Below are 25,487 nucleotides of genomic sequence, written 5' to 3'. Positions count from 1 at the left end.
CCCTGCGATAGCGGAAGTATAAACCCGGTAGTCCTGAGCACCCTCCAAGCATTTTTCTGAAATCACGACGTTAAAACATTCACGATAGCGGCAGACAGAAGCTGAAAGTTCCGGCTGCCGTTTTTTATTTACAGGCTCACATTAACCTGCAAGATCGATCTTTTTCCGCGCCTGCCCAACAGCATCGGCGGCCCGCAATGCCGCCTGCACAGCCTCCGGCGTAATGGTAAACGGCTCGTTGTGTATCGTTTCCCCAGTTTGACAAGAGGCCCTGGCAACGGCCAGCAGTTCATCATCGCTAACGCCAGCCAGACCAATATCCGCCAGCGTGGTGGGCAAGCCTATATCTTCACAAAATTGATAAACCTCCTCGATAAGCTCAGGCGCTCTATCGGTGAGCATAAGCATTGCCAGCGTGCCAAACGCAACCTTTTCCCCATGCCAGTATTTGTGCGTGGCGGGCAGTACCGTCAGACCATTATGAATGGCGTGCGCCGCCGCCAGCCCACCGCTTTCAAAACCAAGCCCGGATAATAGCGTATTCGCTTCAATAACATGTTCGAGCGCCGGAGTAACCTGATGTTGTTCACAGGCAAGTTTCGCCAGGCGCCCATAGCGCATCAAGGTGGTGTAGCAAAAGCGCGCCAGCTCAAATGCGGTCATCGGTCCTGGCCTAGTGGTCATATTGCCTGCCCCTTTGATGCGGCAATCTTCCGCTTCAAACCAGGTTGCCAGCGCATCGCCTATCCCGGAAACCAAAAAGCGTACCGGCGCGGCAGCAATAATACTGCTGTCCACCAGCACAAGCGTCGGGTTACGTGGAATCATCAGGTAGCGTTTGAATTTCCCTTCTGGCGTATAGATAACAACCAGTGAACTGCACGGCGCATCCGTTGAGGCCAGAGTAGGAACCACGGCAATAGGCAACCGCAGGCTGGCGCCGGTTGCTTTTGCCGTATCCAGGGTTTTCCCACCCCCCATACCGACAATCACATCGGCGCCAATTTCCTGCGCGCGTGCGGAGATGCGAGCAATTTCCTCATCACTGCACTCGCTACTGAACACTTCGATATCAAATTCAATCACCCCGTGCAGTGCCGTTGCAACTGTATCCCGGTAGGTGTTGTGAACAACAGGATCCTGCAAAATCAGCGCCTTATGACCGAGTGCGGCCAATTCCTGCGGGAGATGCGTTGTCAACGCTCCTTTACCCTGAACATATCGTGACGGAAAGATCGCGGTAGTAACCATTGTTTCTCCTTAAAAAGCATTAAAGTTCAATATACAGAACAAAAATTCCACATAAAGAATTTAATGCTGTTTACTCTGAACGCACAATGACCAGGTGAGAGCATAATCTTATCCTGTGAGGCAGCGCACAATTTTGGCGATGTATTAGACCGATGAGCAGTTTCCAGTGGGTTATCCGCTCTTTCTCACTTTATCTCCGTTCATTTTTGAAGCAAATCACAAAATATAACCTTCCTTAGAGTATGGAATTGACGCTATATGAATACGTCTGCATAGTATCAATATACAGAACAGCAGTTCCATATAGAGAACATATTTTTGATACTAAAGGGATGCAATGATGAGCATTGAAATAGAGAAACCGACCACACGAGGGCGCTGGCTGCATATTATTCCAGCCACGATCCTCGTTTATATCGTGGCCTATATGGACAGGACCAATATCGCCATTGGGATCGCAGGCGGCATGGATGAAGATTTAGGCATGACGGCTTCTTTTGCCGGTCTGGTCGCCGGGATCTTCTTTATTGGTTATATCTTCCTGCAAATTCCCGGCGGTCAGATAGCCGAGCGGCTAAGCGCCAAAAAGTTAATTGCCTGGACAATCGTCGCCTGGGGTGGCTTTGCCCTGCTGACCGGTTTTGTTCAGACACCGACGCAGTTGTTGATTATCCGCTTTGTGCTCGGCGTGGCGGAAGGTGCTGTGTATCCCGCCATTCTGGCGCTGATTGGCCACTGGTTCCCAAATGAGGAGCGCGCCAGGGCTATCGCCTATTTCCAGATGAACCTGGCCGTCGCTTCTATTATTACCGGGCCGCTTTCCGGCTGGCTTATTGAAACCTACGGCTGGCGGGAGATGTTTATCATCGAAGGCTTGCTCTCTCTGGGACTGCTCTTTGTCTGGCTACCTTTGGTTTCCGATCACCCGCATCAGGCAAAGTGGCTGGATCCGAAAGAGCGCGCCTGGATCGAACAAAAATTGCTGGCCGATCGCGCGTTGAGTATTGGCGGAGAGCAAAGCAGCATTCGCGGCGTATTAAAAAGCATCAACCTGTGGAAGCTTGTCGGTATCTATTTCTTCGTACAGGTCGGCTTCTATGGCTTCGCGCTATGGATGCCAAATCTGATTAAACACCTGACCGGCAGCGGCATGACCATCGTTGGGGTACTCACTGCGGCGCCTTACGTTCTGTGCATTATCGGTCAGTATTACATCGCCAAATGGTGTGATAAGACGATGAATCGCCGCCTTTACACGGCTATTCCTCTGCTGGGTTTCGCGGTCTGCCTCGCCCTCTCCTTATTACTGAAAGATAACGTCTGGCTCGCCTACGGCATGATGGTTATTTGCGGGTTCTTCCTGCAAGCCTATGCCGGTCCATTCTGGACGCTGCCGCCATTACTCTTCGCCCCCAACGTTCTGGGCGGCGTGCGCGGCACGATCAACGCCCTGGGCAACATCGGCGGGTTTATCGGTCCGTACCTCGTCGGGCTGTTAACGGTGACGTTCTCGCAAACAGCAGGAATGACCGTACTGGTTGCCGCCCTGCTTATCGCCGTTGGACTGCTTTTCAGCTTGCCTTCTGTTACCGCTCGTCCTGCAGGTAGCAGCAACACACCTAACACCTCGACGCCGGGTGCGTCACTTAAACAGGAAGGAATCGCCAAATGAGCCAAAAATGTCAACATGCTCGCGATCTGTGGTCGCAGCTCGACGCCCTGCGTCTTGGAATGAATTACAGCAAAGAAGATGTCAATAAACTGCAGGTCCTGGTGGATGATTGCTATGGCGAAAGTCATCCGGGCAGTTTCCATCTTAACCAACTGGGCGATGAAGCCGTGCTGGGTGTTCATGAAAGCGGCGGTCGCGCGGTCCGTCACCATGTGACGGATATCTGCGACGGCTGGGGTCAGGGCCACGATGGGATGAATTACATCCTGGCATCTCGAGAAGCTATTGCCAACATGGTCGAAATTCATGCCTCAGTGGTGCCTTATGATGCTGGTATTCTGATCTCAAGCTGCGATAAATCTATCCCGGCGCATCTGATTGCCGCCGCGCGCCTGAACCTGCCGCTGCTGCATATTCCCGGCGGTTCTATGCGTCCGGCACCGAATATGAGTACTTCTGACCTCGGCGGGATCACTGCTAAGTTGAAGAAAGGCGAAATCGGCATTCAGCAAGTAGAAGCCATGCAGCAATGCGGTTGCCCCACCGCCGGAGCCTGCCAGTTTATGGGAACGGCCAGTACCATGCAGTGCATGTCGGAGGCCTTGGGGCTGGCCCTGCCAGGCAGCGCTTTGCTGCCATCGACCCTGGCGGAAATTCGCCGCGTTGCCAGAACTGCAGGCCACCAGGCGCTGTATCTGGCGGAGAAAAATATCACCACCCATAAGATCCTGACTCCTGCTGCGTTTGAAAATGCTATCAAAGTCCATGCTGCTATTGGTGGCAGCACCAATGCGATGATCCACCTTCCGGCCATCGCTCATGAACTTGGATGGGAGCTGAAGCCCGAACTGTTTGATCGGATCAATAACGAAATCCCTTATCTGACCAATATTCAGCCCAGCGGTGAATACGTTACCGAAATGATGTGGTTCGCTGGCGGCGTGCCAATGGTGCAATGGTATCTGCGCGATTATCTGGATCTTGATGTTCTTACCGTGACTGGCCGTACGCTCGGCGACAACCTGGAAATGCTCCATCAATCCGGCTTCTTTACCCGCAACCACGGTTACCTCAACAATTACAAAGTCAGTCCGGAGGAGGTGATCCGTAAACCAGAAAATGCCACCAAAAAAGGGTCGATTGCGGTACTGAAAGGCAACATCGCGCCTGAAGGAGCGGTCATTAAATACGCGGCCTGTGCGCCGGATATGCACCACCATACCGGTCCGGCTCGGGTCTTTAACTCCGAAGAAGACGCTCAGCAGGCCATTATCCATAACCATATCGAACCCGGCGACGTCATTTTCATTCGCTACGAAGGCGCAAAAGGCTCTGGCGCACCGGAAATGCTGATGACCACCGATGCCATCGTGTATGACAAACGCCTCGACGGAAAAGTCGCATTGATTACCGACGGTCGTTTCTCTGGAGCGACCAGCGGGCCATGTGTCGGACACGTCTCGCCAGAAGCCGCTGATGGCGGGCCGATTGCCCTGGTGGAAGATGGTGATTTAATCGAAATGGATGTGAAAGGCCGCAAGCTCAATATTGTAGGGATCGACGGGATGCCTAAAACAGAAGAGGAAATACGCCGCTGTCTTGAAGAGCGTCGAGCAAGCTGGAAGAAACCTGATTATTCAAACCGTCGCGGCGTCTTTAAACAGTTCACCGCTAATGCAACATCATTAATGGCCGGAGCCTGGCTTAAATAATATCCCTGGCGGGCTACGGCTCGCCTGTTTTAAGGATCAATACATGACTCAGATTACGAAATTTCACGGCGTATTTCCGCCAGTTCCGACCATTGTTAATGCGCAGGGAGAGTTAGATAAAGTCGGCATGGCAACCTTGCTGGATCATCTTATTGCAAGCAAGGTCAATGGCGTATTACTGCTGGGCAGCGGGGGGGAATTTTGCCATATGACCAATGCGCTGCGTCTGGAAACCGCAGAGTTTTGCGTCCGTCATATTAACCGCCGTATTCCAGTACTATTAGGTATTAGCAGCACCAGCACGCAGGAAGTGATTGAGTATGGTCAACATGCCGACCGACTCGAAGTCGATGCCGTGCTGGTACTCAATCCCTACTATGCCAGATTGACCGATGAGTATATTTATCATCATTTCAAAACCGTGGCTAATAACATAAAAAGCCCGGTCATTCTCTACAACTTTCCAGCATTGACGGGACAGGACCTTAGCGTTGATTTAATTACCCGGCTGGCGCAGGATCACCCCAATATTATCGGCATTAAGGATACCGTTGATAATATCAGCCATATTCGTGAAATCATCAATAATGTCAGGCCAGTGCGTCCGGACTTCGTTATTTTCTCCGGCTATGATGAATATATGATGGATACGCTTATCTTAGGCGGCAACGGCGGGATCCCAGCGACAGCAAACTTTGCGCCGCAGCTAACCTGCGGGATCTACCGCGCGTGGTGTGAAAAAGAGTATGAGACAATGTTCGGATTACAGCGCCGGCTGTCCGCGCTTTCCACTATTTACAGCCTGGATTCACCTTTCTTCGGGATAATCAAAAAGGCAATTCAGCTTAGCGGAGTCGATATTTCAACTCATGTAATGCCCCCCGTTTTTCCGGCAAATGAAGAACATATTTCGAATTTGAAGCAGATCTTACAGCGTGCGGGACTTTAAGCGATGACGAAAGCGGGCTTCTTGCCCGCTATGTCTTTTTATTTCAGCACATCAGACGCGTCAGGCTACGGCTGGCATCCATCATCAGCGTAGCAAGCGACTCGCGTTTATCATCGGGGATCTGGAACGTAACGCCGGATACGCTCAGGGCGGCGATCACTTTCCCCTGCGTATTGAATACCGGCACCGCAATGCAGCGCACGCCAAGGGAGTCTTCTTCGTTATCATAACCCCAGCCGCGACGGCGAATTCCTGCTAACTCCTGCTTAAGGATATTCACATCCGTGATCGTCGTATCCGTAAAACGCGTTAATATCTGATCTGGAGGCAGCAACTCCTCCAGCTCTTCCCCGCTAAGCCATGCAATCAGCACCTTTCCCAGCCCTGAGCTATGTAATGAGAGACGCTTGCCCTCCCAGCTTCGAATCACAATAGCCTGTGGGCTTTCGACTTTCAGAAGATAAATGGGGGCATCGCCCTCCAGAACGCCAAGATGGCAGGTCAGGCCGGTGTTATCGCGAATCTCTTCAAGAATCGGTAACGCGATTTTTTTAATATCGTACTGTTCCGCCGCTTTATTACCTAATTCATACAGGCGTAGCCCCAGATAATACTTGTCTTTTTCCTGGCGTAATAACCCATGCTCCACCATGCCGTTGAGCAAAGATGAGGTACTGCTTTTCGCAATCCCTGAATTTTGATGGATCTGGGTAAACGTTGCGCCATCGCACTCCAGAAGGTAAGCAAATACGCGCATAATTTTATCGAGAGCCGGAATAGATGTCGTAATCTTTTTCATATTATTATCAATTAATTATGGATTTTTCTGCTAATACTATACACCAGTACTCAACCCTTTTTCCATGACAGAGACCAAGTGCCGCTAACAGATTCAGCAGACGAATATCGGCATACCCCCCGAATATACCACGATAAAAAACGGGGCCGTTTGGCCCCGTTCTCAAGCGTTAAACCGCTACAACCGCACCGGATCAATATGCCAGATATTTTCGGCATACTCTTTGATGGTTCTGTCCGATGAGAAGTAGCCCATATTGGCAATGTTGAGCATCGCTTTCGTCGTCCATTCTTCCGGGCGACGATACAACTCATCCACCTTATCCTGGCAGTCCACGTAGCTGCGGTAGTCCGCCAGCACCTGATAGTGATCGCCAAAGTTAATCAGCGAATCTACCAGATCGCGGTAACGACCTGGCTCTTCCGGATTAAAGACGCCGCTACCAATCTGCGTCAGTACCTGATGTAGCTCTTCATCTTTTTCATAATAGTCGCGAGGCTTATAACCCTGCCTGCGCAACGCTTCCACCTCTTCGGCAGTATTACCGAAGATAAAGATATTCTCCTCGCCGACATGCTCCTGCATCTCTACGTTCGCACCATCCAGCGTACCAATGGTGAGCGCGCCGTTCAGGGCAAATTTCATATTACTGGTGCCGGAAGCTTCTGTCCCTGCCAGCGAAATCTGCTCAGACAGGTCAGCAGCGGGAATGATCACCTGCGCCAGGCTGACGCTGTAGTTCGGGATAAACACCACTTTCAGCTTGTCGCCAATCTGCGGATCGTTGTTAATCACTTTCGCCACGTCGTTGATCAGATGAATAATGTGTTTTGCCATGTAATAGGCGGAAGCCGCCTTACCGGCAAAAATATTCACCCGCGGCACCCAGTCGGCCTCCGGATTTTCTTTAATGCGGTTATAGCGGGTAATGACATGCAGTACGTTCATCAACTGCCGCTTGTATTCGTGAATACGCTTAATCTGCACGTCGAATAACGCTTTAGGGTTCACCACCACATTCAGTTGTTGCGCTATCACTACCGCCAGCCGTTTTTTATTTTCCAGCTTCGCCTGACGCACCGCATGATTGACCAGCGGATAATCACAATGCTGCTTCAGCTCGCTGAGCTGACTAAGATCGGTACGCCAGGTACGACCAATATTCTCATCCAGCACGTCAGACAGCGGCGGGTTTGCCAGCGCCAGCCAGCGGCGCGGCGTAACGCCGTTAGTGACGTTACAAAAACGGGTCGGAAAAATCTTCGCAAAATCCGCGAACAGCGACTGCACCATCAGGTTGGAATGGAGTTCAGAAACGCCGTTGACTTTATGGCTGACCACCACCGCCAGCCAGGCCATCCGTACCCGGCGGCCGTTCGACTCATCAATAATCGACGCGCGTCCAAGCAGGCTGGTATCGTTGGGATATTGCTCCTGCAACGTTTTCAGGAAATAGTCGTTAATCTCGAAGATAATCTGCAGGTGACGGGGCAGAATTTTCCCCAGCATATCGACGGGCCAGGTCTCCAGCGCCTCGCTCATCAACGTATGGTTGGTATAAGAGAAGACCTGACAGCACACCTCAAACGCGTCGTCCCAACTAAATTTATGTTCATCAATCAGCAGGCGCATCAGCTCCGGAATTGACAGCACCGGATGCGTATCATTGAGGTGAATGGCGATTTTATCCGCCAGATTGTCATAGGTTTTATGCAGTTGATAATGACGGTGCAGGATATCCTGCACCGTCGCCGAGACCAGAAAATACTCCTGGCGCAGGCGTAGCTCTCGTCCGGAATAGGTGGAATCGTCCGGGTAGAGCACCCGCGACACGTTCTCAGAGTGGTTTTTATCTTCCACCGCCGCGAAGTAGTCGCCCTGGTTGAATTTACCGAGGTTGATTTCACTACTGGCCTGCGCATTCCACAGCCGCAGTGTGTTAGTGGCGTCGGTGTCGTAACCGGGGATGATCTGATCATACGCGACGGCCAGAATCTCTTCCGTCTCAATCCAGCGCGCTTTTTTACCTTCCTGCTGAATGCGCCCGCCAAAAAGCACTTTATAGCGCGTATTGTGGCGCTTGAACTCCCACGGGTTGCCATATTCCAGCCAGTAATCCGGAGATTCTTTTTGCCGCCCGTCGACAATATTCTGCTTAAACATGCCGTAATCGTAGCGAATGCCATACCCGCGACCCGGTAATCCTAGTGTCGCCAGCGAGTCCAGGAAGCAAGCCGCCAGCCGTCCTAAGCCGCCGTTGCCAAGCCCTGGGTCATTCTCTTCATCGATCAGCTCTTCGAGATCTAAGCCCATGGCCTCCAGCGCGCCTTTAACGTCGTCATAAATGCCCAGCGAGAGCAGCGCGTTAGAGAGAGTACGACCAATCAAAAACTCCATCGACAGGTAATAAACCTGCCGGGTTTCCTGCGATAATTGGGCTCGATTAGAACGCAGCCAGCGCTCCACCAGACGATCGCGCACCGCGAACAACGTGGCGTTCAGCCATTCGTGTTTATTGGCAATGACCGGGTCTTTACCAATCGTAAACATCAGCTTATAGGCAATAGAATGCTTAAGCGCCTCAACGCTGAGTGTGGGCGATGCATAAGTAAACGGAGCATTCATATAAATGATTCCTGGATGACTATTTCAAGCGATAGTACAGCTCGCGGTATGATTTCGCGGCAACTTGCCAGCTAAAATCCATCGCCATCGCCTGCCGTTGTACAAACCGCCAAAGCGAAGGCCGTGACCACAACACAAAAGCACGCCGAATCGCGCGTAGCAACGACCAGGCGTTACTGTCTTCGAAGACAAAACCGCTGGCGATACCGTCCGCCAGATTTTCCAGCGAACTGTCGGAGACCGTATCGGCCAACCCCCCGGTACGTCGCACCAGAGGCAGCGTGCCATACTTTAAGCCATATAACTGCGTTAAGCCGCACGGTTCGAAACGACTGGGCACCAGAATAACGTCCGCGCCGCCCATAATGCGATGCGAGAAAGCTTCGTGATAGCCGATCTGTACGCCAACCTGCCCTGGGTGTTCCGCCGCCGCCGCGAGGAACCCCTCCTGAAGCACCGGATCGCCCGCGCCGAGTAGCGCCAACTGCCCGCCCTGCTCCAGCAGCCCCGGTAACGCCTCCAGCACCAGATCCAGACCTTTCTGGTTGGTCAGACGGCTTACCACGGCAAACAGCGGCACTTTGTCGTTAACCTTCAACCCCATCGCAATTTGTAGCTGACGCTTGTTTTCCGCCTTCTCTTCCAGGGTATCGCGCGTGTAGCGCGACGCCAGCAGCAGATCGGATTCCGGGTTCCAGATCTTCTCATCCACGCCGTTCAGTATGCCGGACAAGCGCCCTTCCAGATGACGCTGGCGCAGCAGGCCTTCCATACCATAAGCAAACTGCGGTTCGGTAATTTCACGCGCATAGGTCGGGCTCACCGCCGTAATATGGTCGGCATAGTACAAACCGGCCTTCAAAAAGGAGAGTTGTCCGTTGAACTCCAGCCCATGCATATTAAAGAATGACCACGGCAGTTCGATGTCATCCATATGCTTTGCATAAAACATGCCTTGATAGGCCAGGTTGTGTACGGTAAAGACCGATTTCGCCGGCCGCCCGCGCGCCGCCAGATAGGCGGGCGCCAGCCCGGCGTGCCAGTCATGGGCGTGCACCACGTCGGGGCGCCAGAATGGATCAAGTCCGCAGGCCATTTCACAGCCGACCCACCCTAACAGGGCAAAGCGCAGCACGTTATCGGTATAGGCATATAAATTCGTATCGTGATAGGGACTGCCTGGACGCTCGTACAGATGCGGCGCGTCGATCAGATAAATGCCCACGCCGTTATAATGCCCGAACAGCAGCGATATCTTACCTGCGAAAGTATCGCGGCGGCTCACCACATGCGCATCGGGTATCCCCCGACGGATATCGGGAAACCCTGGAAGCAGAACGCGAACATCAACACCATCCGCAATTTGTGCCGCAGGCAACGCGCCTATCACATCCGCCAGCCCCCCAGTCTTCAGCAGGGGGAACATCTCTGAACATACATGTAAAACCTGCATTATCGCTCCTGTTTGACCTGCAGTTTGCGCAGCATTTCACGCGTGACCAGTACAATACCTTCTTCTGAACGGTAGAAACGACGAGCGTCCTCTTCCGCATTTTCACCAATCACCATGCCTTCCGGGATAATACAGGCACGGTCAATAACACAGCGACGTAAACGGCAGGAGCGCCCTACCCAAACCTCAGGTAACAACACTGCCGAATCAATATTACAAAAAGAATTTATTCTCACCCGTGGGAAAAGCACAGATTGCACCACCACCGAACCGGAGATAATGCAGCCGCCGGAGACCAGCGAGTTCAGCGTCATACCGTGGCTACCGGAGCGGTCCTGCACGAATTTCGCAGGCGGTAGCGATTCCATATGCGTACGGATAGGCCAGTTCTGGTCATACATATCCAGCTCCGGCGTCACTGAGGCTAAATCCAGGTTCGCCTTCCAGTAAGCTTCCAGCGTACCTACATCGCGCCAGTACGGTTCGGCTTGCGGATCGGACTGCACGCAGGAGAGCGGGAAAGGATGCGCGTAAGCCATACCTTCGCGGGTGATTTTGGGGATAATGTCTTTACCGAAATCGTGGCTGGACGCGTCATCTTTATCGTCTGCCGCCAGCAATTCATACAGGTAATCGGCGTCAAAAACGTAAATGCCCATACTGGCCAGCGCTTTGCTGGCGTCACCAGGCATTGCGGGGGGATTCGCCGGTTTTTCGACAAAATCAATAATCTTGTCGCTTTCATCGACCGCCATCACGCCGAACGCCGTCGCTTCTTTGATCGGCACCGGCATACAGGCCACCGTGCAACGCGCGCCCTTTTCAACGTGATCGATCAACATACGCGAGTAGTCCTGCTTGTAGATATGATCGCCTGCCAGGATGACGACATATTCCGCTTTATAGCGACGAATAATATCCAGGTTCTGGGTCACCGCGTCTGCCGTGCCGCGATACCAGTTTTCGCCCTTCATACGCTGTTGAGCTGGCAGCAGATCGACAAATTCGTTCATCTCTTCGCTAAACAGTGACCAGCCGCGCTGAATATGCTGCACCAGCGTATGGGACTGATACTGAGTGATCACGCCGATACGGCGAATCCCGGAGTTCAGACAATTAGATAAGGCGAAATCGATGATGCGGAACTTCCCACCAAAGTGGACGGCTGGTTTGGCGCGTTTGTTCGTTAAATCTTTTAGACGCGTGCCGCGGCCGCCGGCCAGGATTAGGGCAACAGATTTCAATGGCAGCTGGCGCGCCAACATTACACGATCGTTCTTCTCTAAACTCACCATGATTAACTCCTTTTTTATCCTCTCTGGAACACACACAGTCCATGCGCAGGTCCCTGCCAGACCGCCGTTATCACCGGATTATCCTCTCCAGCGAATGGGGGAACGGCGCGCCATTCCCCTTCGGGTAAAACTATATCTGTCACCTCAAGCGTGGCATTTATCGCAATCAGAAAACGGTCCGACAACAGAATTTGCATCAGCTTAGGCCCGTTTTGCCACTCATCCGCACTCAAGGGTTGCGCGTTTTTATTTAGCCAACGCACGTTGCCATCGCCTTCTTCCCACCAGCTATTGCCGGTTAAAGCCGGTATCTGCTGACGCAAACGAATCAGCGCGGCGGTAAACGTGGTTAACCCACGGTTTGCCTGCTGCCAGTCCAGCCAGGTTAAGGCATTATCCTGACAATAGGCGTTATTGTTGCCGTGCTGGCTATGGCCGTGTTCATCGCCTGCCAGCAGCATCGGCGTTCCCTGAGAGAGCAGTAGCGTCGCCAGCAGGGCATGAATGCTGTCGCGCCGCCGCTCCATTAAATCAAGCGGACCGCCTAATCCTTCTTTACCATGATTGTCGCTGTAATTGCTGTTGGTGCCGTCGCGATTTTCCTCACCGTTCGCCTCATTGTGTTTCTGATTGAAACAGACGCAGTCCCGGAGCGTAAAACCGTCATGCGCCGTGAGCAGATTGACAGAGGCGCCGGGCGCGCGGCCATTGCGTTTAAACACATCGCTGGAAGCGGCGAAACGACAGGCAAACTCCCCGGTCGTCAGGTTACGCGGCAACCAGAATCGGCGGGCCGCATCGCGAAAATGGTCGTTCCACTCGGCAAACGGTGGCGGAAAATTCCCGACCTGATAGCCGCCCTCGCCAATATCCCACGGTTCAGCAATCAGCTTGACCGTTGATAACACAGGACACGCTTTAATCGCGGCGAACAGCGGCGCATCCTGGCGAAACGTCGGCGTGCGCCCCATGACGGACGCCAAATCAAAACGAAAACCATCGACATGACAGGTTTCCACCCAATAGCGCAAACACTCGCACGCGTATTCCACCACGCCGGGATGGCTTAAATTGAGCGTGTTGCCGCACCCCGTCCAGTTGTGATAATCGCCATCGTCCCTTATCCAATAATAGCTACGGTTATCAATTCCGCGCAGGGAGAAGGTTGGACCGTCCAGATCCAGCTCGGCGCTATGGTTTAATACGATGTCCAGAATGACCTCAATCCCCGCGCGATGCAGCGCTTTCACCGCGTCGCGAAACTCGTCCAGCGCCGTCTCGGGCGAACTGGCCCAGGCGGGATGCAGCGCGAACATCGCCATCGGGTTATAACCCCAATAATTGGTCAGTCCCATACGTTGCAGGCGCGGCTCGCTGGCAAACTGCGCCACCGGCAACAGTTCCAGCGCCGTAATGCCAAGCTGTTTGAAATACGCCACCATGACCGGATGACCGAGCGCTTTATAGGTGCCGCGTATCTCCTGGGGGAGTTCCGGATGCAGGTAGGTCAGCCCTTTGACATGCGCTTCATAGATGACCGTTTTTCCCCACGGCGTGCGCGGCGCGGCGTCATCTTCCCAGTCATAATGGTCGCTGATTATCACGCTTTTCGGCGCCACCGCCGCGTTATCGCGGTAGTCCGGTTCATCGTGTCCGCCGTGCAACAGCGGATGATCTTTTAGTTCGCCCTCGACCCGGCGCGCATAAGGGTCAAGCAGTAACTTCGCCGGATTAAACCGATGCCCCTGCGCTGGCTGCCACGGGCCATGTACGCGATAGCCATAGCGCAAACCTGGCCTGGCGCCTGCCAGATAACCATGCCAGACATCGCCGCGACGTCCTGGCAGGTCATAGCGACGCTCATTCCCTCGGGAATCAAAAACGCACAGCTCTACGCGCTCCGCATGGGCGGAAAAGAGCGTGAAATTCACGCCATGACCGTCATACGTTGCGCCATGCGGCGTTGCTTCGCCGATCGCAAGCTGCGTCATTCCCCCTCCCGCATCAGCCAGATCGTCGCCAACGGCGGTAACGTCAGGTTAAGAGAGTGCTGACGGCCATGGCTTTCGATCTCATCGCTGTGCACCACGCCGCCATTGCCGGTGTTGCTACCGTGATAATGCATCGAATCAGTATTGAGAATTTCACGCCAGCGTCCCGGCTGGTTGATGCCAAAGCGGTAGTCGTGGCGAGGCACGGGCGTAAAGTTGCTGGCGACGATGATCTCGTTACCGGCTTTATCACGGCGTACAAAAATCAGTACCGAGCGTTCATTGTCATCGACCACCAGCCACTCAAAGCCGTAAGCATCAAAATCCAGCTCATGCAACGCTTTATGGTGGCGATAGGTGTGGTTGAGATCGCGTACCAGACGCTGAACCCCGTGGTGCCAGTTATCGCCCCCCTCCAGCAGGTGCCAGTCGAGGCTGGCGTCATGGTTCCACTCGCGTCCCTGGGCAAACTCATTCCCCATAAACAGCAGTTTCTTGCCGGGAAAGGCCCACATCCAGCCATAATAGGCGCGCAGGTTGGCAAATTTTTGCCACGCATCGCCCGGCATACGATCGAGAATGGATTTCTTGCCGTGAACCACCTCATCGTGCGACAGCGGCAGAACAAAGTTTTCGGTATGGTTGTACAACATACCAAAGGTCAGCTTGTCGTGATGATACTGGCGGTACACCGGGTCCAGCTTCATGTAGTCCAGCGTGTCGTGCATCCAGCCCAGGTTCCACTTGTACCAGAACCCCAGGCCGCCCGTTTCCGGTGGACGCGTCACGCCAGAGAAGTCTGTCGACTCTTCCGCCATGCTGACCGCGCCGGGCACCTGCTCGCCAATAATGCGGTTGGTATTACGCAGAAACTCAATGGCTTCCAGGTTTTCACGACCGCCGAACTCGTTCGGTATCCACTCGCCCTCTTTGCGGCTGTAGTCGCGGTAGATCATAGAGGCCACCGCATCGACACGCAGCGCATCAATCCCAAAACGCTCCATCCAGTACAGGGCGTTACCCACCAGATAATTACTGACTTCACGACGACCATAGTTGTAGATCAACGTATTCCAGTCCTGGTGATAGCCCTCGCGCGGGTCGCTGTGCTCATAGAGGTGGGTGCCGTCAAACTCCGCGAGGCTAAATTCATCGGACGGGAAATGGCCCGGCACCCAGTCGAGAATGACGTTAAGGCCCGCCGCATGGGCCGCATTGATGAAATAGCGGAAGTCGTCCCGCGTACCAAAGCGGCGGGTCGGCGCGTAGAGGCCGGTCGGCTGGTAGCCCCAACTGCCGTCAAACGGATGTTCGTTGACTGGCAAGAGTTCAAGGTGCGTAAAGCCCATCCATTTGGCGTAAGGCACAAGCTGATCCGCCAGCTCACGATAGCTCAGCCAGAAATTGTTATCCGTATGGCGGCGCCATGAACCTAAATGCACCTCATAAATCGAGATCGGCGCATCAAACTGATTGGCTTTTTGTCGTTCTTCGCTTGGCGTCACTTTCTCCGGCAGTCCGCAAATCATCGACGCCGTTTCCGGACGCATCTGCGCCTCAAAAGCATAGGGATCGGCTTTAATGCGCAGATTACCGTTCGCATCAAGCAGCTCGAATTTATACAGTTGTCCATTATGCGCGCCGGGGATAAACAGCTCCCAAATACCGCTCTCTTTGCGCAGACGCATCGGGTGGCGACGCCCATCCCAATAGTTGAATTGCCCGACAACCGAAACGCGGCGAGCATTAGGCGCCCAGACGGAGAAACGGGTGCCGGTGACGCCATCCATCGTATCGGCGTGCGCGCCCAGCGTTTCATAAGGACGCAGGTGGGTGCCTTCCGACAATAGCCAGGCATCCATTTCCTGTATTAATGGACCAAAACGGTAAGGATCGTCGATGAGGTTCTGCTGTCCGTGCCAGGTCACGGCGAGCTGATAGCGAAAGAAATTTTTACGTCGGGGTAAAACGCCGCAGAAAAAACCGCGAGCGTCGAGACATTCCAGTTTGCCGACTTTACGTCCGGTTTTGGGTTCAATCACCCATACGTCGGTGGCGTCAGGTAATAGGGCGCGGACTTCTAGTCCGGCTTGGGTCTGGTGCATTCCGAGTACGGAAAAAGGGTCCGCAAAATGTCCTGCAATTAGCGCATTAATCACGTCTCTATCGATACGACTGGACATGGTTTGTCATCCTGTTTTGTGGCGTCACTCCATCTCACTGAATTCAACATCAGGTAGTGACACTTCTTTGACCTGAACGGCGCAGCACACTGTGCATCCTATCTGCGTCGTCCTACCTTCAGGTTAGGCTTAATACCCGTGGGATTAAGCTACCCTTAAAGAATAGCCAATGCTCTGCTTAACTCCTGATAAAAATGAAACATCTGCGTTTACTCCTGTATTACGCAAAAAAAAGGGTGACGATGCACCCCTGGTTTAACACAAATTCCCCCGCCGGATGGCGGCGCGAGCGCGCCTTATCCGGCCTACAGAACCACACGCAGGCCCGATAAGCGCTGCAATAGCTACTACGCCAACTGGCGCAGCATTCGACGCAGCGGCTCGGCGGCGCCCCATAACAACTGGTCGCCTACGGTAAACGCCGACAAGAACTCTGGCCCCATGTTCAGCTTACGCAGACGACCAACCGGCGTAGTCAACGTGCCGGTCACCGCCGCCGGGGTTAATTCGCGCATAGTGATATCACGATCGTTCGGCACCACTTTCGCCCACGGATTATGTGCCGCCAGCAGTTCTTCCACCGTCGGAATGGATACCTCTTTTTTCAGCTTGATGGTGAACGCCTGGCTGTGACAGCGCAGCGCGCCGACGCGCACGCACAAACCATCAACCGGAATCACAGAGGCAGTATTGAGAATCTTGTTGGTTTCCGCCTGGCCTTTCCACTCTTCGCGGCTCTGGCCGTTATCGAGCTGTTTGTCGATCCAGGGGATCAGGCTTCCCGCCAGCGGTACGCCAAAGTTATCCACCGGCAGCTCGCCGCTGCGGGTCAATGCCGTAACTTTGCGTTCAATATCAAGAATTGCGGAAGACGGCGTCGCCAGTTCATCGGCGACATGGCCATACAACTGACCCATCTGGGTTAACAGCTCGCGCATATGGCGCGCGCCGCCGCCGGAGGCGGCCTGATAGGTCGCGACGGATACCCAGTCAACGAGATTATGGGCAAAGAGACCGCCCAGCGACATCAACATCAGGCTAACGGTACAGTTACCGCCCACAAAGGTCTTCACGCCATTGTTCAGGCCGTCGGTAATCACGTCCTGGTTGACCGGGTCGAGAATAATAATGGCATCATCTTTCATGCGCAGCGTAGAAGCCGCGTCAATCCAGTAACCCTGCCATCCGCTTTCGCGCAGCTTTGGATAAATTTCGTTGGTATAATCGCCGCCCTGGCAGGTCACGATGATATCGAGCGCTTTTAGCGCATCCAGATCAAAAGCGTCCTGTAGCGTGCCGGTGGAGGTGCCGCCGAAGGTGGGCGCCGCCTGTCCAAACTGGGAGGTAGAAAAGAAAACAGGGCGAATAGCGTCGAAATCGCGCTCCTCTACCATGCGTTGCATGAGAACAGAGCCGACCATTCCGCGCCAGCCGATAAAACCAACATTTTTCATAGCGTTTTTTTCCTGCAAAGAGATGTGCTGTGTATGCGCGCCAGTATCCTGTGGCGCATCCTTCACCATACAAAAAGCAGCCAAAGTCGCAAGTGAAATTAATCAATGATAGCGAAGCCATCAGTAATGCGACTTATCCTGCCTTACCGCGCAAGCAGAAAGTCCAGTGGCGATTATCAGGGAATTTGCGTTAGGAAGGGAATCATTTCCGTCGCTGTTTTATTGATCCTAATTATGGATCAGCGTAGAAATTTGCCTGCTTTTATGCGCGTACTGAAACATGGCGAGGCAAAATGTCGTTGGGCGATTGCCATGCACACCTCAATAAAAAAACCGGGTAGCGATTACGCCTTACCCGGCTTACGGTATCGACATGTGCCCGTTTCCAGGCCCGGTAAGCACAGCGCCACCGGGCAACAAGACTCAGCTCAGCAGTTGGAAAGCAATCATCCCGACAATCGCGCCGACCGTGCCGAGGATAGTTTCCATCATCGTCCAGGTCTTCAGCGTCTGCGCTTCGGTCGCGCCGGTAAATTTACCGAACAGCCAGAAGCCGGCGTCGTTAACATGAGAAACCACAATTGAACCGCCGGCGATACAGATAGAGAGCGCCGCCATCTGCGCGCCGGAGAAATTCAGTTGCTCAATGACCGGCATCACCAGACCGACCGCGGTTAAACACGCCACGGTCGCGGAACCCTGAATGATGCGCACCGCCGCCGCCAGCACAAAGCAGGTAATGGCAATCGGCAGTCCCATACCGGTTAACGCTTCGCCCAGCGCCGGGCCGACGCCGGAGTCAACCAGTACCTGTTTGAACACCCCGCCTGCGCCAATCACCAGCAGGATAATGCCCGCCGGTTGCAGCGCGTGGCCGCAGATTTCCATCACTTTGTCTTTCGGCATCCCCTGACGCATCGCCAGGCCGTAAATCGCTACCAGACAAGCGACCAGAATCGCAGTGAAGGGGTGGCCGATAAACTCAAACCATTCGTAAGCGGTGGAACCTTCCGGCACAAAACGCGCGGCGATCGTTTTCAGTCCTACCAGCACCAACGGCAGCAGGATCAGCGACAGGCTGAAGCCGAAAGAAGGCATTTTACCTTCACCCAGATGCGGCTCGGTAATGTCGTCAGGAATACGCAGCTCAACATAACGGCTGATAAAATTCCCCCACAGCGGCCCGGCGATAATCATGCCAGGAATGGCGGCACACAGGCCAATCAGGATCATCCAGCCGAAATCAGCATGCATCTGGGAAGCCAGCAGCATCGGCGCAGGCCCAGGCAACAAAAACGCCGCGGCTGCCGCCACGCCCGCAAACAGCGGAATGACCAGCTTCACCAGGTTTGTGCCGGTATGACGCGCCATTGAGAACGCCACGCTTATCAGCAGCACAATCGCCACTTCAAAGAACAGCGGGAGCGCGCAAATCAAGCCGGCCAGGCCAATCGCATAGTGCGCGCGGTTATGGCCAAAGGATTTAAGCATCTTGACGGCTATCTGATCGACCGCGCCGGTTTCATGCAGAATTTTACCGAACATCGCCCCCAGCGCGACCACAATCGCCAGGAAGCCCAGCGTGCCGCCCATCCCTTTTTCCATGGTCGCGGCGATTTTATCAAGCGGCATCCCTGAAAAAAGCCCCGCGCCCATTGAGACGACCATTAACGCGACGAAGGCGTGCATACGCGCCTTCATCACGAGAAACAGCAGCAGTAAGACGGAACCGACGGCGGTTAAAACCAGTGTTAATGTACTCACAGCGTACTGCCTTTATTGATGACCTCAATGGTGCTCGCCACGACGCCTTCCAGCGGCTGGTCGATATCCACCACCAGAACATCGCGTTCGTCGGCACCCGGCTCTTGCAGCGTTTCAAACTGCGTCACCAGCATCTGGGTTTTGAAGAAATGACCTTTGCGCGCTTTCAGACGGCTTTCAATGACGTCGAAATCACCTTTCAGATAGATAAAGGAGAGGTTCGGGTTTCCCTCGCGCAGCAGGTCACGATAATGTTTTTTCAGTGCGGAACAGACGATCAGCGAGATTTTATTGGTACGCTGCATCGCGAAAGCGGCGTCGTTCAGCGCCTGTAACCACGGTTTGCGGTCATCATCATTCAACGGCTCGCCGGAGGCCATTTTTTCAATATTGCAGCGCGGATGCAGAAAATCGCCGTCCAGAAACGCGGCATGAAGCTGATGCGCCACGGCGCTTGCGACAGCGGATTTACCGCTGCCTGATACGCCCATCAGAACGTAAACGTGGTGATCATGATTAGTCGTGCTCAAAGCGGGCCCCCACTCTACAAGTTGCAAAATTTGTTACGGGTAACTGTTATCGGTAACATTGTCCAACCGCACCATTCACGACGCAATGACCATTCGTGCCAAAAGTGAATAAGTGTGAGCTACTTCAAAGTTGTCAGACTAAATAGATCCGCCCGGTGACAAGGTGAAACCTAAATCTAACATTTTCGGCGTGACCGTTTCGCCGCGAATGCGGGCCAACAGACGTTCCGCGCCAATGCTGCCCATTCGCTCGCGCGGCGTCAGGACGCTTGCCAGACGCGGTTCCATCACCTGGCCGATGTCATGACCGTGGAACCCGGCGATCGCCATGTCGTCCGGGATTTTTAGCCCCAGGCGCTGGCATTCGAAGGCCGCCCCCACCGCCAGGTCATCGTTGGTGCAAAAAATACCGTCAAGCTGTGGGTATTCACGTCGCGCCTGGCGCATGAGTTCGATACCGGAAGAGTAGGATGAAGATTGCTCCATCATCACACTGTAAGGAACCAGGCCTGCGTCCCGCATCGCCTGTTCATAACCCTTCTGCTTGATGATAGTACGTTCGTCGAGGCGCGCCCCCAGATAGGCGATATGACGATGACCACGCGCGATAATCGCGGCGGTCATCTGGCGTGCGGCCTCGAAGTTATCAAAACCGACGGCAATATCGAGACACGGCGACTGGCTGTCCATCAGTTCCACCACCGGAATCCCGGCGACTTCGATCATTTTTAAGGTGCGCGGCGTATGGGTACGCTCAGTGAGGATCAGGCCGTCGATATTCCAGGAGAGCATCGATTCCAGGCGCTCCTGCTCCATCTCCGGTTTATAGCCGTAGTGCGCCAGCATGGTCTGATACCCGTGGGCATCGGTGACGGCCTCAATGCCGCGTAACACTTCCGCAAAGACCTGGTTGGTTAAAGACGGCAGCAGAACGCCAATGGCGCGGCTGGTGGCATTGGAAAGAATGTCAGGCGCGCGATTAGGAATGTACCCGAGCTCATCAAGCGCAGCCGCAATTTTACCCCGCAGCGCGACGGAGACCTGCTCCGGATTACGCAAAAAACGGCTGACCGTCATTTTGGTCACGCCCACACGGTCGGCCACATCCTGAAGTACGGGTCTTTTCTTTTTCATCGTCCTGAAAGGTATAAAAGGGATAGATTTGCCCAGTTTACCACGGACGTGCGTGAACCTTCGCAGAGAAAAAAAGTCGTTTTTTTATTGTGAGAAATACACAAAATCATTCGAGTTGCATCAAGGCGGCGACGCAGTGACAAATTCGTCAGGAACGAATTTGAACAACCGAAGGTTGCCTCTGGTGAGGGACAAGGATGTCCCTCAGTAAATCCCCGGGAGCGTACATTAAGTACGCTCCCGGGGTGAGCGACAAATCTGCCGGGAGCAGATTTGAACGCTGCTCGCAGCGGCCCCGAAGGGGCGAGGCCTATGGATGGGCCGAGTAATAAAGCCAACACAGATGCGGCTTGAAGGATGACGTGTATTTTTAGACTGGCGGCAAGTCAAACAACAACACTTCGCTGTCGCTGTCGCTGTCGGCATGAATCGAGATTGCCTGCTCATCCCAAATCGCCAGGCCGTCGCTGGTCGTCGCTTTGGTACCGTTAATGGTCACGTTACCTTTTACCACCTGGATCCAGACGCGGCGCTCAGCGGCAATCTGATGCACCGACTGCTCATCTTTGAGCAGCGCCCAGCGGTACAGCTCCATATCCTGGTGGACCTTCAGCGAACCATCGCGAGCATCTGGCGAAAGCACCAGTTGCTTGCCCTGCGCGGCGTCGAAGCGGCGCTGTTCGTAGCGCGGCGTGATGCCGGTTTCTTGCGGAATGATCCAGATCTGGTACAGCCGCAGACGATCCGTTTTGCTCGGGTTGTACTCGGAGTGGCGAACGCCGGTCCCGGCGCTCATAATCTGGAATTCACCGGCCGGAACCTGTTCTTTATTGCCCATACTGTCCTGGTGTTCTACGGCGCCTTCCAGTACATAGGTCAAAATTTCCATGTCTTTATGCGGATGCGTGCCGAAACCCTGGCCTGCGTCGATCACATCGTCGTTAATCACACGCAGCGCCGAGAACCCCATAAAGTTCGGATCGTAATAATCGGCAAAAGAAAAGGTATGCCAGGAGTCAAGCCAGCCATGATTCGCATGACCGCGGTCGTTTGCTTTGCGTAAGTAGATCATTGTGTTCACCCCCAGATGTTTTCGATGGAATAAGTGTGGACTCATTCCGTCCGGGATCATAGAGGGTGAAAATTGACTCCTCTGTTCAAAAAATATGAATAAGCGCAGAGGAGTCTGTAAGGGCTATTTAGCGAGGGTTATCGTCGCAGGCGTTGCCTGTTCGAAAGCACGTTCGAGGATTTCCAGGTTGGTAAGAACTTCAGATTCCTTGACGTAATTAGGCGTACCGACGGTCAACGTCTGGTACAGCGCATCATAGACGCGACCATAGTCACCCGTTTCCGGTTTCACCTCTTCTTTCACCGTAACGCCGTCGTCATTGACATACTCCAGCACACCGACGGATTCGTCAGCGGCAAAACCCGGCTCGCCAGGCATAATGTTCGCTTTCAGGCTGGTTTCTTGTTGATCGATACCGTATTTCACAAACGAACCTTTGGTGCCGTGAACAATAAACTTCGGATAGTCGATTTTCACCAGATGGCTGGTTTTAACGATAGCCTTCAAATCGCCATAAAACAGTTGCGCTTCAAAGGTGTCATCCGGATTCGCTTTATTACGCAGGCTACGAATGTCATACGCGACATGATCCGGACGGCCAAATAGCGAAATAATTTGATCCATGGTGTGGACGCCAAGTCCATAGAATGCGCCGTCCTGCGGCAGGCCCGGTTTGGTTTCTGCTACCGGGCGGTAATAATCGAAATGGCTTTCAATTTCGACAATCTTGCCCAGTTTCCCGCTCTCAATCGCTTTTTTAGCAGTAAGAAAACAGGAATCAAAACGCCGATTCTGATACGGCGTGACGGTCAGTCCTTTGCTTCGCGCCAGGTCGAACAACACTTTTGCCTCCGCCAGCGTCGGCGTGAAAGGTTTCTCAACCAGCACATTTTTACCCGCTTCCAGCGCGCGTTTGGCGTATTCGAAATGGCTGTCAGCATGCGTACAGACGATCACCAGCTTTACCTGCGGATCGCCCAACACCTCATCCAGATCGCTGGTGAAGTGAATATGCGAATACTGCGGCGCCTGCTCTTCCGGTTTAGCGTGACGACGGAAAATATGTGCGACATGCCAGGTATCTTTACGATTCAGAACGTAGGGGAGATGGTAACGGGTGGTACTTTTGCCGAATCCAATAAATGCGCAGTGTAAGGTCATGAGACGATCCTTTTGAAGATGATTGTTTACACCATAGCGCAAAGCGTGAGGAGACTGAATGTTGGATTCTTTGCCGGATGCGGCGTTGCCTTTTTGGGCCTACAAAAGCAGATGCCTCAAGATCGGGCGTAAGTGGCGCAGGCAGATTGTTCACGGCAAGCGCGCAGGGCCCGGAGCGTACTAAATGTACGTGAGGAGCACGAGCACTTCCCGGGAACAAAATGACAAGTAAGCCAGGCTGAAACAAAACCCCAAAAAAAAAAAGCCAGCAAAAGCTGGCCAAAGTAATACTGGAAGCAATGTGAGCAATGTCGTGCTTTCAGGTTCTCCGTAGGGGTTCCCCTGAACGCAAGGCAATAATAATCATTCTCATTCGCACTTGTCTACTTCTTTTTGCAAAAAAATGCGGTTGACGGAATTTTCTTTCTCAGCGAGTGTAAATACACAATTACCCCTGCAGGAGATAAGGAATGAGTGAAATAGTGATACGCCACGCTGAACCGAAAGATTACGACGCCATTCGTCAGATCCACGCCCAGCCGGAGGTGTACCACAACACGCTACAGGTTCCTCATCCTTCCCTCGAAATGTGGCAGGCGCGGCTAACCGAGCAAGCCGGGGTTAAACAACTGGTTGCCTGCATTGACGATATTGTCGTTGGCCATCTTTCTATTCAGGTCACCCAACGTCCCCGCCGCAGCCACGTGGCCGATTTTGGTATCTGCGTGGATGCCCGGTGGCACAATCGTGGCATTGCCAGCGCGCTGATCCGCACCATGATCGACATGTGCGACAACTGGCTGCGCGTCGAGCGTATTGAGTTAACGGTGTTTGTTGATAACGAGCCCGCGGTGGCGGTGTATAAGAAGTACGGCTTTGAAATCGAAGGTACCGGTAAGAAATACGGCCTGCGCAACGGTGAGTACGTTGATGCGTACTTTATGGCGCGCGTGAAATAGCGCTTCCCCGCCCCACCCTGTGGGGCGAAACGTCACAAACCTTCACAACATTCCAGTTATTGCAGCCTACTTCCCCTATATCAAAACAATAACCACCTGAATTTCATGGTTATTACCACTTTAAGCTTTATCACCGTTTTTTCCGTAATTTTAGCAATATTAATATTACATTTTTGTTTTTTTTTGGTTTCTGCCATCACTTTATGGTGACAATCACAACAATATACTCCTCCCGGGACTAATTTAACCACGGTGAGGTAAAAAATGAAATTTGAACGCCATCATAGAATATTGAAGGAACTCAGTATTTCGGGAGTTGTAAAAGTTTCAAATCTGGCGAAAAGTCTCAAGGTAACAAAGGAAACTATTCGTTCAGATCTCAATGAACTTGCCGGACAGGGATATCTTACTCGCTGTCATGGTGGTGCATTTATTACCCTTGATTCTCTTGATAACGTCGCAAAAAATGAAATTGCTTATGTGCTGGAAAAATATGAATCAGCGCAGAAAATAAAAAAAGGTCTCTCTGCCATGAAAAATAATGTATGTGTTATTGGCTCGTTCAATGTTGATATCATCAGTTATCTACCGAGATTACCCTCAACGGGAGAATCATTGCTGGCCGATAAATTTATTTTTTCACCCGGCGGTAAGGGATGTAATCAGGCATTAGCAGCAAGCTATGCCGACTCTGATGTGCATTTTATTACTAAAGTCGGCTCAGATCATTTTAGTGATTACGCCATTAATTTTATAAACTCATCAAAAATCCATAAAAGTGTTATCTACCAGACCAAAGAAACACAAACAGGAACAGCAACCATCATGGTGAATGGAGATACCGGAGATAACGTCATCGCTATCTACCCTGGCGCCAACATGACAATTTCCCCTGATGAAATCACCATTCAGAAAGAAGCCATTGTTCATTCAGATATTGTTCTTGTCCAACTGGAGACGAATTACGAAGCGCTGCAGCAAACAATTCGTCTCGCACAAAAAAATGACATACCGGTCATCATCAATCCAGCGCCGTACAATGACATGGTTAACACCATCATTGATAACATTGACTATATTACGCCAAATGAAACGGAAGCAGGCCTGCTGGCCAATATGGCGGTTAATGATATCGAATCAGCCAAATGCGCGGCCAAAATTATTCATCAGAAAGGCGTCAAAAATACCATTATTACATTAGGTAGCAAAGGTTCTCTCGCTTATGACGGAACACAATTCATCTATTCCCCGGCATTTCCGGCAGTTGTAAAAAATACTGCGGGAGCGGGTGACGCTTTCAATGGCGCCCTCGCATCTGGTCTTGCAAAAGGAAAGTCACTGGCATCCGCATTGTGCTACGCCAGCGCATTTGCCTCACTTGCGGTTGAAACGCCTAATGCCTCTGATATGCCGGAAAACGACTCCGTTCTTCATCGTATTCAGGGTTCACATTACAAACAAACTATCTCTACTCACTAAATCA

The 25,487-nt window shown here is 52.9% G+C and carries 18 protein-coding genes and 1 pseudogene; 6 read left to right on the top strand and 13 right to left on the bottom strand.

Annotation, left to right across the window (positions count from 1 at the left end):
• Nucleotides 1-141: 141 nt before the first annotated feature.
• Nucleotides 142-1,251 (bottom strand): glycerol dehydrogenase, encoded by a 1,110-nt coding sequence (locus tag K8W53_RS01570; protein WP_000258839.1) that lies wholly within the window; start codon nt 1,249-1,251, stop codon nt 142-144.
• Between the two features lie 337 nt (nt 1,252-1,588).
• On the opposite strand from K8W53_RS01570, the gene K8W53_RS01565 reads away from it, so the two are divergent.
• Genes K8W53_RS01565 through K8W53_RS01555 form a run of 3 tightly spaced genes read left to right on the top strand, consistent with a single transcriptional unit; the run spans nt 1,589 to nt 5,584 of the window.
• Entirely contained in the window at nt 1,589-2,923 is a 1,335-nt protein-coding gene (locus K8W53_RS01565) for an MFS transporter (protein WP_001518078.1), read from the top strand.
• Nucleotides 2,920-4,635, top strand: a complete 1,716-nt coding sequence (ilvD, locus tag K8W53_RS01560; RefSeq protein WP_000078494.1) for a dihydroxy-acid dehydratase — start codon at nt 2,920-2,922, stop codon at nt 4,633-4,635. Before K8W53_RS01565 ends, ilvD begins: the two co-directional genes overlap by 4 nt.
• Nucleotides 4,636-4,678: 43 nt before the next feature.
• The gene (locus K8W53_RS01555) at nt 4,679-5,584 is read left to right on the top strand and encodes a dihydrodipicolinate synthase family protein (RefSeq protein ID WP_017441606.1); all 906 of its coding nucleotides are present in this window, start codon (nt 4,679-4,681) and stop codon (nt 5,582-5,584) included.
• Between the two features lie 43 nt (nt 5,585-5,627).
• Here the strand turns inward: K8W53_RS01555 and K8W53_RS01550 are convergent, their stop codons facing one another.
• From K8W53_RS01550 to asd, 7 genes are all read right to left on the bottom strand, one after another.
• Nucleotides 5,628-6,383: an IclR family transcriptional regulator gene (locus K8W53_RS01550; RefSeq protein WP_000724553.1), complete on the bottom strand. Its 756-nt coding sequence runs from the start codon at nt 6,381-6,383 to the stop codon at nt 5,628-5,630.
• Between the two features lie 177 nt (nt 6,384-6,560).
• A complete protein-coding gene (gene glgP, locus K8W53_RS01545) occupies nt 6,561-9,008 on the bottom strand; it encodes a glycogen phosphorylase (RefSeq protein ID WP_000993420.1) in 2,448 nt (815 codons plus the stop codon).
• 19 nt (nt 9,009-9,027) lie between these two features.
• Entirely contained in the window at nt 9,028-10,461 is a 1,434-nt protein-coding gene (glgA, locus tag K8W53_RS01540; RefSeq protein WP_001197669.1) for a glycogen synthase GlgA, read from the bottom strand.
• Nucleotides 10,461-11,756: a glucose-1-phosphate adenylyltransferase gene (gene glgC / locus K8W53_RS01535; protein WP_000253994.1), complete on the bottom strand. Its 1,296-nt coding sequence runs from the start codon at nt 11,754-11,756 to the stop codon at nt 10,461-10,463. The genes glgA and glgC overlap by 1 nt, the downstream gene beginning before the upstream one ends.
• A gap of 14 nt (nt 11,757-11,770) precedes the next feature.
• Nucleotides 11,771-13,747, bottom strand: a complete 1,977-nt coding sequence (gene glgX, locus K8W53_RS01530) for a glycogen debranching protein GlgX (RefSeq protein WP_017441607.1) — start codon at nt 13,745-13,747, stop codon at nt 11,771-11,773.
• The gene (glgB, locus tag K8W53_RS01525; RefSeq protein WP_000098552.1) at nt 13,744-15,930 is read right to left on the bottom strand and encodes a 1,4-alpha-glucan branching enzyme; all 2,187 of its coding nucleotides are present in this window, start codon (nt 15,928-15,930) and stop codon (nt 13,744-13,746) included. The genes glgX and glgB overlap by 4 nt, the downstream gene beginning before the upstream one ends.
• A 347-nt stretch (nt 15,931-16,277) precedes the next feature.
• Nucleotides 16,278-17,384 (bottom strand): aspartate-semialdehyde dehydrogenase, encoded by a 1,107-nt coding sequence (gene asd / locus K8W53_RS01520; RefSeq protein ID WP_023224171.1) that lies wholly within the window; start codon nt 17,382-17,384, stop codon nt 16,278-16,280.
• A gap of 126 nt (nt 17,385-17,510) precedes the next feature.
• On the opposite strand from asd, the pseudogene K8W53_RS01515 reads away from it, so the two are divergent.
• Nucleotides 17,511-17,885 (top strand): annotated as a pseudogene (locus tag K8W53_RS01515) (MarC family protein); the annotation flags it as partial.
• Here the strand turns inward: K8W53_RS01515 and gntU are convergent.
• The 5 genes from gntU to K8W53_RS01490 form a co-directional block, all read right to left on the bottom strand.
• Nucleotides 17,808-19,148 (bottom strand): gluconate transporter, encoded by a 1,341-nt coding sequence (gntU, locus tag K8W53_RS01510; RefSeq protein ID WP_000105950.1) that lies wholly within the window; start codon nt 19,146-19,148, stop codon nt 17,808-17,810. The pseudogene K8W53_RS01515 and the gene gntU overlap by 78 nt on opposite strands.
• Nucleotides 19,145-19,678: a gluconokinase gene (gntK, locus tag K8W53_RS01505; RefSeq protein WP_000108342.1), complete on the bottom strand. Its 534-nt coding sequence runs from the start codon at nt 19,676-19,678 to the stop codon at nt 19,145-19,147. The genes gntU and gntK overlap by 4 nt, the downstream gene beginning before the upstream one ends.
• A 138-nt stretch (nt 19,679-19,816) precedes the next feature.
• Complete coding sequence (gene gntR / locus K8W53_RS01500) at nt 19,817-20,812, bottom strand: gluconate operon transcriptional repressor GntR (RefSeq protein WP_000730239.1); 996 nt, start codon at nt 20,810-20,812, stop codon at nt 19,817-19,819.
• A gap of 370 nt (nt 20,813-21,182) precedes the next feature.
• The gene (locus K8W53_RS01495) at nt 21,183-21,884 is read right to left on the bottom strand and encodes a pirin family protein (protein ID WP_023224170.1); all 702 of its coding nucleotides are present in this window, start codon (nt 21,882-21,884) and stop codon (nt 21,183-21,185) included.
• 123 nt (nt 21,885-22,007) lie between these two features.
• Nucleotides 22,008-23,045, bottom strand: coding sequence for an oxidoreductase (locus tag K8W53_RS01490; protein ID WP_000172396.1), 1,038 nt, complete (start codon nt 23,043-23,045; stop codon nt 22,008-22,010).
• Between the two features lie 470 nt (nt 23,046-23,515).
• On the opposite strand from K8W53_RS01490, the gene yhhY reads away from it, so the two are divergent.
• Both yhhY and K8W53_RS01480 read left to right on the top strand, forming a co-directional pair.
• The gene (gene yhhY / locus K8W53_RS01485) at nt 23,516-24,004 is read left to right on the top strand and encodes an N-acetyltransferase (protein WP_001290279.1); all 489 of its coding nucleotides are present in this window, start codon (nt 23,516-23,518) and stop codon (nt 24,002-24,004) included.
• Nucleotides 24,005-24,268: 264 nt separating this feature from the next.
• Nucleotides 24,269-25,483: a PfkB family carbohydrate kinase gene (locus tag K8W53_RS01480; protein ID WP_000667440.1), complete on the top strand. Its 1,215-nt coding sequence runs from the start codon at nt 24,269-24,271 to the stop codon at nt 25,481-25,483.
• The last annotated feature ends 4 nt before the right edge of the window (nt 25,484-25,487 follow it).

It is taken from the genome of Salmonella sp. A29-2 (assembly GCF_020150755.1).
In the GTDB taxonomy this organism is placed as follows: Bacteria; Pseudomonadota; Gammaproteobacteria; order Enterobacterales; family Enterobacteriaceae; genus Salmonella; species Salmonella enterica.
The sequence above is the reverse complement of the archived record's forward strand: the minus strand, read 5'-3'. Positions and strand labels throughout refer to the sequence as shown.

Excerpts from the sequence above, each read along its gene's own strand:
- K8W53_RS01570 (WP_000258839.1), bottom strand. The coding sequence starts at position 1,251 with ATGGTTACTACCGCGATCTTTCCGTCACGATATGTTCAGGGTAAAGGA.
- K8W53_RS01565 (WP_001518078.1), top strand. The coding sequence starts at position 1,589 with ATGATGAGCATTGAAATAGAGAAACCGACCACACGAGGGCGCTGGCTG.
- ilvD (WP_000078494.1), top strand. The coding sequence starts at position 2,920 with ATGAGCCAAAAATGTCAACATGCTCGCGATCTGTGGTCGCAGCTCGAC.
- K8W53_RS01555 (WP_017441606.1), top strand. The coding sequence starts at position 4,679 with ATGACTCAGATTACGAAATTTCACGGCGTATTTCCGCCAGTTCCGACC.
- K8W53_RS01550 (WP_000724553.1), bottom strand. The coding sequence starts at position 6,383 with ATGAAAAAGATTACGACATCTATTCCGGCTCTCGATAAAATTATGCGC.
- glgP (WP_000993420.1), bottom strand. The coding sequence starts at position 9,008 with ATGAATGCTCCGTTTACTTATGCATCGCCCACACTCAGCGTTGAGGCG.
- glgA (WP_001197669.1), bottom strand. The coding sequence starts at position 10,461 with ATGCAGGTTTTACATGTATGTTCAGAGATGTTCCCCCTGCTGAAGACT.
- glgC (WP_000253994.1), bottom strand. The coding sequence starts at position 11,756 with ATGGTGAGTTTAGAGAAGAACGATCGTGTAATGTTGGCGCGCCAGCTG.
- glgX (WP_017441607.1), bottom strand. The coding sequence starts at position 13,747 with ATGACGCAGCTTGCGATCGGCGAAGCAACGCCGCATGGCGCAACGTAT.
- glgB (WP_000098552.1), bottom strand. The coding sequence starts at position 15,930 with ATGTCCAGTCGTATCGATAGAGACGTGATTAATGCGCTAATTGCAGGA.
- asd (WP_023224171.1), bottom strand. The coding sequence starts at position 17,384 with ATGAAAAATGTTGGTTTTATCGGCTGGCGCGGAATGGTCGGCTCTGTT.
- gntR (WP_000730239.1), bottom strand. The coding sequence starts at position 20,812 with ATGAAAAAGAAAAGACCCGTACTTCAGGATGTGGCCGACCGTGTGGGC.
- K8W53_RS01495 (WP_023224170.1), bottom strand. The coding sequence starts at position 21,884 with ATGATCTACTTACGCAAAGCAAACGACCGCGGTCATGCGAATCATGGC.
- K8W53_RS01490 (WP_000172396.1), bottom strand. The coding sequence starts at position 23,045 with ATGACCTTACACTGCGCATTTATTGGATTCGGCAAAAGTACCACCCGT.
- yhhY (WP_001290279.1), top strand. The coding sequence starts at position 23,516 with ATGAGTGAAATAGTGATACGCCACGCTGAACCGAAAGATTACGACGCC.
- K8W53_RS01480 (WP_000667440.1), top strand. The coding sequence starts at position 24,269 with ATGAAATTTGAACGCCATCATAGAATATTGAAGGAACTCAGTATTTCG.